Below are 13,798 nucleotides of genomic sequence, written 5' to 3'. Positions count from 1 at the left end.
TCATTCACTCCGCTCGCCGGCCGACGCGTCCTTGTGCTCGGCGAACGGCCCGATATGCTTCGCGGGTTTCATCTGCGTGTCGGCGGGGCTGTCGGCGGAACTATCGATGCCGCCACCCAGCGCCGCCGAGAACGTCGCATATACCGCGAGCCGTTCAGCGCGCACTCGCGCCTCGCCGTCCTGTGCGCGCAGCAATTGCGTCTGCGCGACGAGCACATTCAGGTAATCGGTCAAGCCGCGCCTATACCCCTCGTCAGCCAGCCGATAACTCTTCTGCGCAGCCGCAACCGAGCGGCCTGACGCGTCGAGCTGGCGATCGAGCGACTTGATCCGCACGACCTGATCGGCGACATCGCGCAACGCCGCAACCAGCGTGGCGTTGTAGTGATCGACGGCCTGGTCGTATTGCGCCGATGCCGCCCCGAGTTGCGAGCGCAGCCGGCCGCCTTCGAAAATAGGCAGCGTCACGGCGGGTCCGGCAGTCCAGCCGCTGCCGTTGCCGGTGAGGAAAGTCAGCAGCGCACCGCCCGCGGACATCTGCGTAAGCGACGCCATCAGGTTGATGTTCGGATAGAACTGCGCCTTCGCGACATCGATACCGCGCGCCTTAGCGGCAACCGTCCAGCGCGCCGCCACCACATCCGGACGACGTCCGATCAGCTCAGCTGGCAAAGCCGACGGCAAGCCGAGCGGCGTTGCCAGCGACAGCACGGGACGCGTGATCGAATCGCCGGCACCCGGTCCCGCGCCGGCGAGCGCCGCAAGCTGGTTACGGGCGAGCGCGATGGCTTCGTCGTAGGTCTCTACCTGACGCTCGTAGTCCGGCAACGACGCTTCCGCCTGCGCGACTTCAAGCTGCGTGCCAATCCCGCCCTGCAGCCGCCGACGCGCACGCGCCGCGATTTTCTGCTGCTGGTCGAGCGTGGACTGAGCGATGTCGCGCAACGCAAATCCCTGCGATAAGCCAATGTATGCGCGTACCACGTTCGCTTCGAGTTCGAGTTGCGCGGCGCGGGCGTCGGCGGCGCGAGCGTGGGTGGCATCCAGCGCGCGTTCCGCTGCGTTACCGTCGCGACCCCAGAGGTCGAGGTTGTACGAGAGTTGCAGCGCCGCCGTGTTGTCCCACGTGTTGACGTTGTTGTAAGTGCCGGGGCCGTAATAGCCGTTTTCCGGCCACTGCTGGCGGTTGATCGCCAGCGATCCGTCGACTTGAGGCGCGAGGGCGGCTTGCGCCACGCCCGCCATCGAACGGGCTTCGCGTACGCGCGCGGCAGCTAGCGCCAGAGTCGGATTTCCAGCCTGCGCACGCGCAATCCACGCATCGAGCTGCGGGTCGTTATAGGCGCGCCACCATGTCGACGCCGGCCATGCCGCGTCGGCGTTAGCCGCGCGCAGCGTCGCGCCGGCATCGAGCGTAGACGTGTCCTTGAGCGTGTCCTCGGGACCGACGTTTTTAGTGCTCGCGCAGCCTGCTATTGTTAAAATAAATGTAAGAACCATCGGAGCGATGGTCTTTCTGATCGTGCTGACTAGCAAAATTATTTCTCAAAACGGATTGAGACACAGGCCAGAATTATATTTTTGCCTTGATTGGCGAGTAACTGGTAAAAATGCAATGCATTGTTACGGGTTATGAGGTAATCGCCGTTGCCCATAACGTAACAATGCGGTAACAATGCGGCACCACTTGGACGAGACTCAAGGCTCATGGATACGCTTCAAAACATGCGCGTGTTTTCGCGGGTTGTTGAAGCCGGCAGCTTTACCGCCGCGGCTCATCAGCTGAACACGACGACGGCCTATGCATCGCGCGCTGTCTCCGATCTCGAAGCGCATTTGCGCACGCGCTTGCTCAACCGGACCACGCGCCGGATCGCGCTGACCGAAGCAGGCGAGCGTTATTTGCAGCGGTGCGAGCAAATCCTGGCTTATGTCGATCAGGCCGAAGCTGAAGCCGGCGATGCGCACGCGCGCCCGGCCGGCAAGCTCAAGATGCACACCATGGCCGGGATCGGCCAGCATTACATCGTGCCAATGATTTCGCGCTACCAGAAGTTGCATCCATCGGTGCAGATCGACCTGACGCTCGCGCAGCGCGTGCCGGACCTGCTGGACGAGGGCTTTGACGTGTCGATCGTCCTCGGCACTGAACTGCCTGATTCAGGACTGGTTTCCCAACGACTGGGAAGTGCGTTCAGCATTGCCTGCGCGTCGCCGGGCTATATTCAGGAACATGGCGTGCCCCACGTCTTGTCTGATCTGGTGCGGCATACGTGCTTGCAACTCATTACGCCCGCGTTCCCGCCGAACAAATGGACTTTTGACGGCCCGAACGGCCAGGAAACCATCACGCTCGGACCCGCGACCTTCACGGTCAACGTGGCTGAAGCCATGGCCGTGGCAATCAGCGAAGGCATGGGCGTGGGGATATTGCCGACGTCGTCAGCGTTACCTGCATTGCGTGCAGGGACGTTGGTGCGTGTTTTACCGCAATACACCATGCAGATGCTCAACCTGTTTGCGCTGTATCCGTCGCGTCAGTACCTGGATGCGAAAATCCGGACTTGGGTGGAGTATTTGCGCGCTGAGTTGCCTGCCGCACTCGCCGTCGACGAAAAATCGCTGCAGGAATTTGTGGCGTCGTAAGCTTATGAGCAGGAGAATGGGGGTAAGCTGGCCGACATGCTTTCAACAGTGTTTTTCATTTGCCGCGCCGCAACACTTGCTTACGTCTATTTCGGCCGCATGTTGATAGCTTGTGGTTTGTGTTTTAGCTTCACCGATTCACTATTACCGATTTATCGATTCGACAACATCCGAGGAAGTTATGAATACGCCGCTGATGATCGCCATCTACGCACTGCTGGCTCTGATCGCCGTGCCCGCTACCCGTGAATTGCTGCGTACGGCTCGCGAAAATGCGAAACGCGCGCGCCTGATCCCGATCCGTATCGACGAACGTAAGAACCGTCAATCGCGCGATTCGTCGGATCGTTGAGAAAAAAAGACCGATCTATCGGTCTTTTTGTTTTTTGCAGCCGGTGCAGTGACATTTAAGCCTGCGCCGGATAAACCGTATCTGGTGCCAGAGAGCTCTAGCCCTGGAACGGGTGTTTTTACCTATAACGCTGAAGGGTTAGGCGTCCGCGTCATGATCGGTTAGGTTTTTACCGGCCCCACGCACCTGCAGCGTATCTGCACCGAAAACGCGATTCTTGGCAATTCATTGCCACTGGTCGCTCAGATCTCGACCACCCTGTCCCATTTGAACAACGGATTTTCAGGCGCACCCGTGCGCCGGTCGCGATAGCCGCGCGGATTACAGATCACGCGCGTTCCTTCTGCGAAATAATCGAACGCGGTATGCGTGTGACCATGAACCCACAGCGCGACCGGCGCGCGCACGAGCGAGGGTAGATCGCTCACAAAACCCGCCGATGCCCGGTCCGTCGCGAACTTTTCGGCCAGGCTTTGTTTCAGCGGCGCGTGATGCGTGACGACAATCGTCTTGCCGTCGAAAGGTTTTGCCAGCTCATCTTCCAGCCATGCCCGTGCTTGCCCGTGGAGCGCCAGCGAGTCGCCGGGACTAAACGAGCGTGGCTCATCTTCGGGTTCGGGCCACGCAACCTGGATCACGCCCCGGAAGTCGACCATCACCCGCTCGGCCGCTGCGATGGACTCGCGCAACGCCTCGTCGCTCGCGCCGAACAACGCGAAATCCGTCCACAACGTGGTGCCGAGCACGCGCCATTTGCCGTATCGGTCGGTGAGGGCGGTGTTGTTCAGGAAATGGACGTTGGGCAAGCTGCGCGCGGCGTCCTGCATCGCGGTTTCAAGTGCACCGAACTCACCGTCGTAATACTCATGGTTGCCCGGCACATAAACAACCGGTACGTCCGAACCGAAATTTTCCGCCGCCCAGCGCAGACCTTCCGCGTGATTATGGATGTCACCGGCCAGCACGACGAGATCGGCCTCGGCGTACGGGATGGCAAGCGGTTCATCGTGCTCGAGATGCAGGTCGGACAGAACGCGAATCTTCACGGCGCTTATCTCCTCAATACTGTTATGCCGCGCCCGCGGCACCCGGCGCACGCACGTCCGGCAACACCTTGGCCGGATTCATCAGGTTCTCGGGGTCGAGCGCTGTCTTGAGCGCGCGCATGAGCCGCACTTCCACCGGGGACTTGTAGTGCATTGCTTCGGCTACCTTCAATTGTCCTAACCCATGTTCTGCGCTGATGCTGCCGCGATGCGCGTGCACGCTTTCATACACGAGCGCATTGACCGGTGCCTGGAATTCGGCGAGAAAGCTCTCGGGATCGACCCCTTCCGGCGCCTGCACGTTGTAATGCAGATTACCGTCGCCAAGATGGCCGAACGTCACCATGCGCACGCCCGGAATGGCCTGGGCGATGAGCGCGTCGGTTGCATCGATGAAATGCCCGATGCGGGAAATAGGCACCGCGATATCGTGCTTGATGTTGAGTCCTTCCGCCGCCTGCGCGAGCGGGATATGTTCGCGCAAGTTCCAGAACGCCCGCGACTGCGACAAATTCTCCGCAACGACTGCATCCTCGACCAGGCCTTGCTCCATCGCATGTTCCATCAGCCGTTCGAACAGCGCGCGGCCGTGCTGCTCGCTCTCGCTATCGGACAATTCGAGTAACACGGTCTGGCCGTGTTTCTTGCTGAACGGATAACGCATCTGCGGGAAATGCGTGGTTACGAGATGAAGCGAAAAATCCGACATCAGTTCGAAGCCGGTCAGCAATGGCCCTGCATAACGCTGTGCCGTAGCGAGGAAATTGAGCGCGGCCTGTGGCGAGGCGAGCGCCGCGAGCGCGGTTACGCGAGCGACAGGTGCCGGATGCAGTTTCATGACGGCGGCAGTAATGATGCCGAGTGTCCCTTCCGCACCAATGTACAGGTCGCGCAGATCGTAGCCGGTGTTGTCCTTGCGTAGCCCGCGCAAACCGTCCCAAATTTCACCCTGCGGCGTCACCACTTCCAACCCGAGACACAACTCGCGGGTGTTGCCATAGCGCAGAACGGCGGTGCCCCCGGCATTCGTTGAAAGATTGCCACCGATCGTGCAACTGCCTTCGGCGGCGAGGCTCAGGGCAAAGAGTCGCTGTTCCTGCCCGGCGCGCGCCTGGATATCGGCAAGGATCACGCCGGCTTCCACCGTGACGGTGTTGTTGAGAGGATCGACGTCGCGAATCCGGTTCAACCTGCGCAAGCTGATAACCACCTGTTTGCCGCTGGCGTCTGGCGTTGCCCCGCCGGAGTGTCCGGTGTTGCCGCCTTGCGGCACGATAGGGACACGGTATTCCCGCGCGAGCTGTACAACTTTAGCGACCTGTTCGGTGGTGCCGGGAAGCACCACGGCGCACGTCTGACCGTGATAACGCTTGCGCCAGTCAGTGAGAAACGGCGCGGTATCGTGTGTGCCGGTCAGCACATGGGCTGCGCCAATCGCTTCGATGCAGGCTTCAACAAAGTAACGTGAACGGTCGGATGCGGTCATGAGTTTCGAAAAGCGGTGGCGTGGACGACGGGTGACACAGTATCGCGTAACGTCGGGCCGGGCGAACCCTGGCCTGATGGCATAGGTCTCGTCTACGCAAACTATTCCGTGCTACAAATGATTGCCGTCGGGCGTTGAATCTGATGTTGAGGTTGTTACGGTTGTGGCGGCCTTTGCTCGCTTCGCGGCGCGTGCAGCGCGTTTGAACGGCGCGACAAAGCCAAGCGCGCAGACGAAGAACGCAAGAGCAAGAAGCGCTTCGAACCAGCCAAGGCGCGCTGATAATCCGCCGTCGGTCATGCCGCGCACAATGCCTTCAGCGAAGTAGAGCAGAACGAGCATCGAAGCCCATTGCAGCGTGTACACGTTGCGCCGGATCGTGCCGCGCAGCGCGAACAGCAGCGGGATTGCCTTGAGCGCCAGAGCGGAGCCGCCCGGGCGCAGCGGCGCGAGCCAAAGCTCCCACGCGATAGACAACGCAATCAGTGCAATCAGGCTGTACAGCGCGCCGCGTGCAAAGCCGGGTCGGGTGCTGGCAGCGTCCATGGCGGGCGTAGTGGTCATCAATCAGGCGCCGCGTAGGCGCCGCGTTGAAGCGTGAGCGCCGTAGTGGCGAGGCGTGCGCCGAGCGCCATGGCCAATGCTTTCTCGTCTGCGGAGATGCCGCTGTCGGCCGTTTCAGCGCGGGCGAAATGGGACGCGCCATAAGGCGTGCCCCCGGTTTGCGTGGTGGTCAGCTTCGGCTCGGTGTACGGAATCCCCACGATCAACATGCCGTGGTGAAGCAAGGGCAGCATCATGGAAAGCAGGGTGGTTTCCTGCCCGCCATGCAAGCTGCCCGTGGAGGTGAAGACGCTGGCGGGTTTGCCGGCCAGCGCGCCGGACAGCCATTGAGGCGAAGTGCCGTCGAGGAAATATTTCAGCGAGGCCGCCATGTTGCCGAACCGCGTGGGCGACCCGAGCGCGAGTCCGGCGCATTCTTCCAGGTCGCGCACTTCGGCGTAGGGCGGGCCGTCGGCGGGAATATCCGGCTGCGTGGCTTCGCAAACGGTGGAGACAGGGGGCACGGTACGCACGCGCGCCTGCATGCCGGGCACGCTGTCGACGCCTTGAGCGATCGCCTGGGCGAGCGCGCGGGTGGCGCCGTTGCGGCTGTAATAGAGCACGAGAATGTCGTTCATGAGCCTTTTCGGTGAACGGGTATTATAAGGATCGGGTGCGTGGACGGGGCGTTTTGGCATGCGTTTTGGCGTGGTGCCGCTCGCCATTCAAGCCGCGTCGCGGATCTGTTGTAGTGTTTCAAGGAGAGAGATTCTTGCTGAAGTTTCCCATCGATCTCGATACAACGAAGCGGCTTGCCGCATTCGTTGCCCGTCGTACGGGTGAGGATCGCGTGCCGCAGGTGGCCGGTAGCCTGACATTTACCACCGTGTTGTCGCTCGTGCCGCTTGCGACGGTCGCGTTTGCGTTATTCACTGCGTTTCCCATCTTTGCTTCGTTTCAGATGTCGCTGCAGGATTTTCTGGCGGTGCACCTGATGCCGTCGCAAATTAACAGTCAGATCTTCAAGTACCTGAACCAGTTTGCATCGAAGGCAAAGGGGCTTACCACGGTCGGCATGATCATCTTGTTCGTCACCTCGGTGATGACCATGATGACCGTCGAGTCCGCGTTCAACGTGATCTGGCGCGTGCGCAAATCACGTCCGTTCGCTCAGCGCGTCCTGGTGTACTGGGCCATCATCACGCTCGGTCCTATTCTGTTCGGCGTGAGTCTGTCCATGTCGTCCTACCTGTTCGCGCAATCCATCGCATTTGCCGGCTCGCATAACCTCCTGCCACCGGTGGTCGAGTGGGCGCTCGCCAGCGCAACGCTGCCGTTCACGATGCTGGCGTTCTCCATGCTCTACGTGTTCCTGCCGAATTGCAAAGTGGAGTGGCGCGACGCGCTGGTTGGCGGACTTGTCGCGGCTATCGCGTTTGAATTGGCGAAGCGCGGTTTCGGCTATTACGTGCGCCGTATTCCAACTTATACCGCCGTGTATGGCGCGTTCGCGGCGTTGCCTGTATTCCTGTTATGGGTCTATTTGTGCTGGATGATCACGCTGATCGGCGCGATGCTCACGTCGGCCTTGCCGGCAATCCGGATCGGCCAGTTTCATCGAAATGATTTTCCAGGGAGCGACCTGCTCGATGCCCTCGAATTACTCGCTCGCCTGGCGGAGGCACGGGAAGCCGGCCTGCCGGGTTACACCGGCCTCGAGCTTGCACGAATGCTTCGCTGTGACATGGATACCTCCATGCGCCTGGTTCGCAAGCTTGACTCTCTGGAATGGATTGCGAGGCTGGAGAACCTTCGAGTGCCGCGCTATGTGCTGATCGCCAATCCGCAGCAGATCACGGTGGCGAGCTTGTTCGATTTGTTCGTGATCGAGCGCGAAGAACTGGACTATCAGTTGCGCCTCGATTCCTCGCACATTGACCGTGCCGCATTGATGAACGCGCTCAGCAACGAGAAACTTGAGGTTACATTGGCCACGCTGCTGGCGGCGCGCGCCGCGTCTCGTCAAGAAGGCGATCGCGAGACACAGGGGGTAACGTCCATGCCGCATCAAACGGCCTAAAGCGCCTCGCACTTCCGAAGTGCGCTAAAGCGAAATCCTGCCGATGCAGATGTCCTTGAACATGACCCAGTCGCCCATCAGGCTGTAGAGCGGATGGCGAAACGTGGCCGGACGGTTTTTCTCAAAGAAGAAATGGCCGACCCAGGCAAAGCCGTAGCCGCAAATCACGGCAGCGGGAAGCCAAAGCCAGTCGCCGGTGGCAATAGCCATCGCAAGGCAGCCAATCACGCCCAGCGAACCGATGAAGTGCAGCCGGCGCGACACTACGTTACGGTGCTCTTCGAGATAGTAGGGATAGAACTCGGCGAAGCTCGCGAAGTGATCGGAATGCGCGGTTTGGGCCATGACAGTCTCCTTCGAGCAGGTTGCAGCATTAGCTCAGCAAGATTCATTCTCCAGTGATTAAGCCCACTGCGCAACCACGATTCCTGCCGATCTGGAAACAGTTGGAGACCCCCTCCCATTCGGCTGATGGCGCAGTGGAGCGCGCGCGGTTAAGCTGAGTTTATGAGCCATGGAACGATCTGTCGCTTAAACCGGTCGCGTCGCAAAACTGAACAATGCAGCGAGGGTCGCATCGGGTTGTTCACTCATCAGTGCGTGTCCGGCGTCCAGCATGACAGTTTCGACAGCGACATCCGCTTGTTTCATCGCGTCCGTCAGCGCCCGGCTGGCGCGGGGTGGCGTCATGGCATCGAGACGGCCGGCAATGATCTGTACCGGGCAACGTAGCGCCGTTGCTCGTTCAAGTCCGTCCGCATAGGCGTTGCAGGCGCTGAAATCGGTATGAAAGAGATGGGGCTCACCCAGTGCGGCCACTCGTTCCATCAGACGCTGGTTGGCGCCATGCAGCCAGAAGCCCGGCGCGGGGCACGACGGTTTTGCGGCGATCGACGAGTGCGACCACTGGTTGACCATGTCGATGGCGTCCGGTTCGCGATCGCGTGCGGCATCGAGAAGCGAGTCGGACACGGTCATCGGATACGCGGTGGCGAGCAGGGCAAGGCGGGTGACGCGCGACGGATAGCGCGCTGCGCAATCGAGCGCAATCAGCGAGCCCATGCTGTGGCCAATCAGCATTGCCTCTTTGACCTTGGCCGCGTCCACTACCGCGACAAGCCAGTCCGCGAGCGCTCCGATGCTTCGCCGTGCCGGGCCCGCGCTGCGGCCGTGACCGGGAAGATCGACGGCGAGCACGCTCAGGCCGTGATGGGCGAAGTAGCGTGTCTGCAGTGCCCAGACGCTGTGATCGTGCTGTGCGCCGTGCACGAACACGGCCACGGGGCGATCCTGCTCGAACGCGTGGCCGCCGGTGTAGGCGTAGGCCGAAGCGCCGTCGACTTCGAGCATCATGTGCGGCTCCCGTCGCTGCTCCGGGCGGCACTGGGCGAAGCCTTCTGCGATGCCTTGAGGCCGCGTTTGAGATCATCGATGAGATCGTCGGGGTCTTCCAGGCCAATCGACAGCCGGATACGTCCCGGTGCAATGCCCGCTGCGGCGAGGGCGGCGGCGTCCATGCGGAAATGCGTGGTCGAAGCGGGGTGGATGACGAGCGAGCGTGCATCGCCAACGTTCGCAAGATGCGAGAACAGCGTCAACGCTTCAATGAAGCGCCGCGCTGCCGCTACGTCGCCACGCAGGTCGAAGCTGAACACGGCGCCCGCGCCGCGCGGCAGCAGGCGTTTGGCAAGCGCGTAGTCCCGGTGAGTGTCGAGCTCGGGATAGGCCACGCCTTCCACCGCGGGATGAGCGAGCAGGAATTCGACGACCTTGCGGGTGTTGGCGACGTGCCGGTCCATCCGCAACGGCAAGGTTTCGATGCCCTGCAAGAGTTGCCACGCAGCTTGCGGATGCAGGCACGCTCCGAAGTCGCGCAAGCCCTCGCGACGAGCGCGCAGCAGGAACGGTGCAACGGTGCTTTCTTCGGCGAAGACCATGCCGTGGAATCCGTCGTAGGGTTCGGTGAATTCGGGGAAGAGATCGGTAGCTGTGAAGTCGAACGTGCCGCCGTCCACCAGCACGCCGCCAATCGTCGTGCCGTGGCCGCCCAGGAATTTGGTCGCCGAGTGGTAGACGAAGTCGGCGCCATGATCAAAGGGACGCAGCAAATAGGGCGTGGTGAAGGTCGAATCCACCAGCAGCGGTACGTGGTTCGAATGTGCGATGTCCGCGATTGTCTCGATGTCGAGCACATCGAGACCCGGGTTCCCCAGCGTTTCGCCGAACAGCAGACGCGTGTTGGGCCGGATGGCTGCGCGCCAGGCGTCGGCATCGTGCGGCGGGACGAAAGTGGTGTCTATGCCGAAGCGCCTCATCGTGTAATGCAGCAGGTTGTGCGAACCGCCGTACAGTGCGCTCGACGCAACCACGTGCGAGCCTGCGCCCATCAGCGTAGCGATCGCAAGATGCAGCGCGGCCTGTCCGCTGGCGGTGCCGATCGCGCCCACGCCGCCCTCCAGCGCGGCTACGCGCTCCTCGAATACGGCGACGGTCGGGTTCGAAATGCGCGAATAGACGTGTCCTGAGCGCTCCATATTGAAGAGCGAAGCAGCGTGGTCGGTGTCTCGAAACGAGAACGATGTAGTCTGATAGATCGGCGTGGCGCGAGCGCCGGTGGTAGGGTCGGGCGCTGCGCCGGCGTGCAGCACGAGTGTGTCGAAGCGGTTGGCGGGCATCGTGGGCGGGCTACCAGAGGAAAAGAGTCATTTATCGTAACATCGGGTGTGGCCCGATAAACTTGGGGTAGACGCCAGCGTTGGCGGTCGCACCGTGTGGCGCCATGCCACGCAAGGGCAGCCTTGGCCCGGCGTGCGCCGACCCGGTGCAAAAGCCCGCCCCGCTTGGCTTTTGCAGACAAAACACGGGGTTCTTGCGCGCTTTCTTTTTAACGGTCTTTCCGCTAGGATCGATAGATATTCAGGCTTTTCGCGAGGAGACAATCATGCGAGTCAGCGACATTTTGAACGTCAAGGGCAACGCGCTCTTCACGGTAACACCGGACACGCCGCTGCACGAAGCGATCAACACCATGGCGTCACACGACATTGGTTCACTCGTGGTGATCGAATACGGCGATCTCGCCGGCATGCTGACGTTCCGCGAGATCATTCTCACGCTGAGCGAAAACGGCGGCAGCGTGGGCACCTCCACTATCCGCAAGGTCATGGACGACCATCCCATCACGTGTACGCCGGAAACGGACGTGAACGAGGTGCGCCGGATGATGCTCGAGCATCACGTTCGTTACCTGCCGGTCATGGAAAAGAACGTGCTGATGGGCGTGATTTCTTTTTACGACGTGGCCAAGGCCGTGGTGGAAGAGCAAGGTTTCGAGAACAAGATGCTCAAGGCCTATATCCGCGACTGGCCGGAGCAGCAAGAAGAAGCGCGTTGATCGGGGCGTCGCGCGATTAGCGCGATTCGCGCAAACCCGGTCGAAGCGCATCACCACGTCACGCACAAAATGCGCGCCCGAGCGGCGCGCATTTTTTTCGCCCCTTCGGGACCTTTCCGCTCCGTAAAGGTCCGGTCATCACGGTTTCGTCTGTAACCGCCAGGCTCAACGGATCAACACTCTCTCAGCTACCAACTCCAATAATCCATGAGCGAAACATCCGCATCGCCCCGCGAGAAAAAGGCCGGCGCCCAACATGGCGACGGTCAGTTCCGCCTGTTGCGTGAACGTCGTTTCGCGCCGTTTTTCTGGACGCAGTTCCTCGGCGCACTCAACGACAATGTCTTCAAGGTCGGCTTTACGTCGCTGGTCACGTTTCAGGCTGCTCGTTTTTCAGGTGTCGATCCAAAAACCGCCGCTTTCCTGATCTCTGCAGTCTTCATCATCCCTTTCGTGCTTTTTTCCGCGACATCAGGCCAGGTCGCCGATAAATACGACAAAGCCACGCTTACACGCTTCGTGAAGACGTTCGAAATCGTGGTGATGCTGATCGGCGGCGCGGGTTTCATGTTGCACAGCGCGCCGCTGCTTTACGTCTGCACGTTCCTCATGGGTGTGCATTCGACCGTGTTCGGGCCGGTGAAATATGCCTATCTGCCACAGCATCTCCAGCCATCGGAACTGGTTGGCGGCAACGGGCTCGTTGAAATGGGGACGTTCGTGGCCATTTTGATCGGGACAATCATTGGCGGCGCGACGGCCGGGCTGACCGAGCACGGCACCATGTTGCTTGCCGCGTGTTGCGTGACGGTTGCGTTGATCGGGCGCGTGGCGTCGGGTTTCGTACCGAAAACCGCGGCTCTGCAGCCCGATCTGAAGATCAACTGGAATCCGTTCAGCGAGACGTGGCGCAATCTCGCGCTCGCGCGCCGGGACCGCACTGTGTTCCTGAGTCTGCTCGGGATCTCGTGGCTTTGGTTCGTCGGCGCGACTTTTCTCACGTCGTTTTTTAACTTCGGGAAGGACGTCCTGTCGGCTAACCCCGACGTCGTGACCGTGCTGCTCGGCACATTTTCGATCGGTATCGGCATCGGTTCGCTGATGTGTGAAAAGCTTTCAAAACGCCGTGTCGAGATCGGACTGGTTCCGCTCGGATCGATCGGTATCAGCGTTTTCGCTATCGATCTGTTTTTTGCCAGCCACGGCATCGCGCCCGCCGGGCATCTGATGGGCGTCAGCGAATTTCTTCAGATCGGCGTGCACTGGCGCATCCTGGCCGACCTGTTCCTGCTCGCGATGTTCGGCGGTTTCTACAGCGTGCCGCTTTACGCGCTGATCCAGTCGCGCAGCCAACCCACGCATCGCGCGCGCATCATCGCCGCGAACAATATCCTCAACTCGTTTTTCATGATCGTGTCGGCGTTGATGGCGGTCGGCCTGACGTCGGCGGGCGTCGGCATTCCCGGGCTGTTTCTCACCACGGCGTTGCTGAATATCGTGGTGGCTGCTTATATCTATTCGCTCGTGCCCGAGTTTCTGTTGCGCTTTCTCGCCTGGGTTCTCGTGCATACGTTCTACCGGATCAGACTCGTGAACGCCGAGCGCATTCCCGAGCACGGGGCCGCCGTGCTGGTGTGCAATCACGTGAGTTTCGTCGATGCCATCGTGATCATGTCGGAAAGTCCGCGGCCGATCCGCTTCGTGATGGATCACCGGATTTTCCGCTCGCCGCTGGTCGGCTGGCTGTTCCGTCATGTCAAGGCCATTCCGATCGCGCCCGCTCATGAGGACGCAAAACTGCTGGAAAAAGCCTACGACGCCTGCGGCCGCGCGCTCGCCGACGGCGATCTGGTGTGCATCTTCCCTGAAGGCAAGCTCACCCGAACCGGCGATATCAACCCGTTCCGCCATGGCATCAGCGAAATTCTCAAGCGCCATTCCGCCCCTGTGGTGCCCATCGCTTTACGCGGTTTGTGGGGCAGCGTTTTTTCGCGCCACGACGACAACCGCTGGCCACGTCCGGTTCAACGCGGGGTGATGAGCCGCCTGACGCTGGCGGTCGGTGAGCCGATCGATCCCGCCGATGCCACGCCGGAACACTTGCAAGAGGTAGTCGCGACGTTGCGAGGCGCGCGCAAATAAGGCGCGAGAGGGGCCTCGCGCGGCCAAGAGGCTTCCTCAAGCGGTGCTTTTGCTAACGAAAGCCCTCCGCGCAACAGGTTTCGAGCGGGGGCTTAAAGCGCGCTCGGCT

At 61.0% G+C, this 13,798-nt stretch carries 13 protein-coding genes; 5 read left to right on the top strand and 8 right to left on the bottom strand.

Going from position 1 to position 13,798, the window contains the following annotated elements; all coding sequences use genetic code 11:
- The gene (locus ACSQ8V_RS11945) at positions 1-1,500 is read right to left on the bottom strand and encodes an efflux transporter outer membrane subunit (protein WP_436205840.1); all 1,500 of its coding nucleotides are present in this window, start codon (positions 1,498-1,500) and stop codon (positions 1-3) included.
- A 207-nt stretch (positions 1,501-1,707) separates the two neighbouring features.
- On the opposite strand from ACSQ8V_RS11945, the gene ACSQ8V_RS11940 reads away from it, so the two are divergent.
- Both ACSQ8V_RS11940 and ACSQ8V_RS11935 read left to right on the top strand, forming a co-directional pair.
- Positions 1,708-2,646 carry a LysR family transcriptional regulator gene (locus ACSQ8V_RS11940; protein ID WP_436205839.1) on the top strand — a complete coding sequence of 313 codons (939 nt, stop codon included), beginning with the start codon at positions 1,708-1,710 and terminating at the stop codon, positions 2,644-2,646.
- 181 nt (positions 2,647-2,827) lie between these two features.
- The gene (locus ACSQ8V_RS11935) at positions 2,828-2,998 is read left to right on the top strand and encodes a hypothetical protein (protein WP_158934310.1); all 171 of its coding nucleotides are present in this window, start codon (positions 2,828-2,830) and stop codon (positions 2,996-2,998) included.
- A 242-nt stretch (positions 2,999-3,240) separates the two neighbouring features.
- On the opposite strand, the gene ACSQ8V_RS11930 is transcribed toward ACSQ8V_RS11935, so the two are convergent.
- The 4 genes from ACSQ8V_RS11930 to wrbA form a co-directional block, all read right to left on the bottom strand.
- Positions 3,241-4,044 carry a metallophosphoesterase gene (locus ACSQ8V_RS11930; protein WP_436205838.1) on the bottom strand — a complete coding sequence of 268 codons (804 nt, stop codon included), beginning with the start codon at positions 4,042-4,044 and terminating at the stop codon, positions 3,241-3,243.
- Between the two features lie 22 nt (positions 4,045-4,066).
- Complete coding sequence (locus tag ACSQ8V_RS11925) at positions 4,067-5,530, bottom strand: FAD-binding oxidoreductase (protein WP_436205837.1); 1,464 nt, start codon at positions 5,528-5,530, stop codon at positions 4,067-4,069.
- Positions 5,531-5,641: 111 nt separating this feature from the next.
- Complete coding sequence (locus tag ACSQ8V_RS11920; RefSeq protein WP_436205836.1) at positions 5,642-6,094, bottom strand: DUF2069 domain-containing protein; 453 nt, start codon at positions 6,092-6,094, stop codon at positions 5,642-5,644.
- Complete coding sequence (gene wrbA / locus ACSQ8V_RS11915; protein WP_436205835.1) at positions 6,094-6,711, bottom strand: NAD(P)H:quinone oxidoreductase; 618 nt, start codon at positions 6,709-6,711, stop codon at positions 6,094-6,096. The genes ACSQ8V_RS11920 and wrbA overlap by 1 nt, the downstream gene beginning before the upstream one ends.
- Before the next feature lie 134 nt (positions 6,712-6,845).
- Here wrbA and ACSQ8V_RS11910 point away from each other — a divergent pair, with 134 nt between their 5' ends.
- Positions 6,846-8,153 (top strand): YihY family inner membrane protein, encoded by a 1,308-nt coding sequence (locus ACSQ8V_RS11910; RefSeq protein ID WP_436205834.1) that lies wholly within the window; start codon positions 6,846-6,848, stop codon positions 8,151-8,153.
- Between the two features lie 24 nt (positions 8,154-8,177).
- Here the strand turns inward: ACSQ8V_RS11910 and ACSQ8V_RS11905 are convergent, their stop codons facing one another.
- The 3 genes from ACSQ8V_RS11905 to ACSQ8V_RS11895 all read right to left on the bottom strand — a co-directional run bounded on the left by ACSQ8V_RS11905 (position 8,178) and on the right by ACSQ8V_RS11895 (position 10,828).
- Positions 8,178-8,498 carry an Mpo1-like protein gene (locus tag ACSQ8V_RS11905; protein ID WP_060819075.1) on the bottom strand — a complete coding sequence of 107 codons (321 nt, stop codon included), beginning with the start codon at positions 8,496-8,498 and terminating at the stop codon, positions 8,178-8,180.
- A 186-nt stretch (positions 8,499-8,684) separates the two neighbouring features.
- Complete coding sequence (locus ACSQ8V_RS11900; protein WP_436205833.1) at positions 8,685-9,506, bottom strand: alpha/beta fold hydrolase; 822 nt, start codon at positions 9,504-9,506, stop codon at positions 8,685-8,687.
- Complete coding sequence (locus tag ACSQ8V_RS11895) at positions 9,503-10,828, bottom strand: O-acetylhomoserine aminocarboxypropyltransferase (RefSeq protein WP_436205832.1); 1,326 nt, start codon at positions 10,826-10,828, stop codon at positions 9,503-9,505. Before ACSQ8V_RS11895 ends, ACSQ8V_RS11900 begins: the two co-directional genes overlap by 4 nt.
- Positions 10,829-11,094: 266 nt before the next feature.
- Here ACSQ8V_RS11895 and ACSQ8V_RS11890 point away from each other — a divergent pair, with 266 nt between their 5' ends.
- Both ACSQ8V_RS11890 and ACSQ8V_RS11885 read left to right on the top strand, forming a co-directional pair.
- Entirely contained in the window at positions 11,095-11,547 is a 453-nt protein-coding gene (locus tag ACSQ8V_RS11890; RefSeq protein WP_031359018.1) for a CBS domain-containing protein, read from the top strand.
- 207 nt (positions 11,548-11,754) lie between these two features.
- Entirely contained in the window at positions 11,755-13,689 is a 1,935-nt protein-coding gene (locus ACSQ8V_RS11885; RefSeq protein ID WP_436205831.1) for an MFS transporter, read from the top strand.
- Positions 13,690-13,798: the final 109 nt, after the last annotated feature.

Origin of the sequence: Caballeronia sp. LjRoot31 (genome assembly GCF_964253885.1) — a bacterium.
In the GTDB taxonomy this organism is placed as follows: domain Bacteria; phylum Pseudomonadota; class Gammaproteobacteria; order Burkholderiales; family Burkholderiaceae; genus Caballeronia.
This window is presented reverse-complemented; position numbering and strand designations above follow the sequence as displayed.

Bases quoted from the DNA above. Each gene is read 5' to 3' on its own strand.
- ACSQ8V_RS11945 (WP_436205840.1), bottom strand. From the start codon at position 1,500: ATGGTTCTTACATTTATTTTAACAATAGCAGGCTGCGCGAGCACTAAA.
- ACSQ8V_RS11940 (WP_436205839.1), top strand. From the start codon at position 1,708: ATGGATACGCTTCAAAACATGCGCGTGTTTTCGCGGGTTGTTGAAGCC.
- ACSQ8V_RS11935 (WP_158934310.1), top strand. From the start codon at position 2,828: ATGAATACGCCGCTGATGATCGCCATCTACGCACTGCTGGCTCTGATC.
- ACSQ8V_RS11925 (WP_436205837.1), bottom strand. From the start codon at position 5,530: ATGACCGCATCCGACCGTTCACGTTACTTTGTTGAAGCCTGCATCGAA.
- ACSQ8V_RS11920 (WP_436205836.1), bottom strand. From the start codon at position 6,094: ATGACCACTACGCCCGCCATGGACGCTGCCAGCACCCGACCCGGCTTT.
- wrbA (WP_436205835.1), bottom strand. From the start codon at position 6,711: ATGAACGACATTCTCGTGCTCTATTACAGCCGCAACGGCGCCACCCGC.
- ACSQ8V_RS11905 (WP_060819075.1), bottom strand. From the start codon at position 8,498: ATGGCCCAAACCGCGCATTCCGATCACTTCGCGAGCTTCGCCGAGTTC.
- ACSQ8V_RS11900 (WP_436205833.1), bottom strand. From the start codon at position 9,506: ATGATGCTCGAAGTCGACGGCGCTTCGGCCTACGCCTACACCGGCGGC.
- ACSQ8V_RS11895 (WP_436205832.1), bottom strand. From the start codon at position 10,828: ATGCCCGCCAACCGCTTCGACACACTCGTGCTGCACGCCGGCGCAGCG.
- ACSQ8V_RS11890 (WP_031359018.1), top strand. From the start codon at position 11,095: ATGCGAGTCAGCGACATTTTGAACGTCAAGGGCAACGCGCTCTTCACG.
- ACSQ8V_RS11885 (WP_436205831.1), top strand. From the start codon at position 11,755: ATGAGCGAAACATCCGCATCGCCCCGCGAGAAAAAGGCCGGCGCCCAA.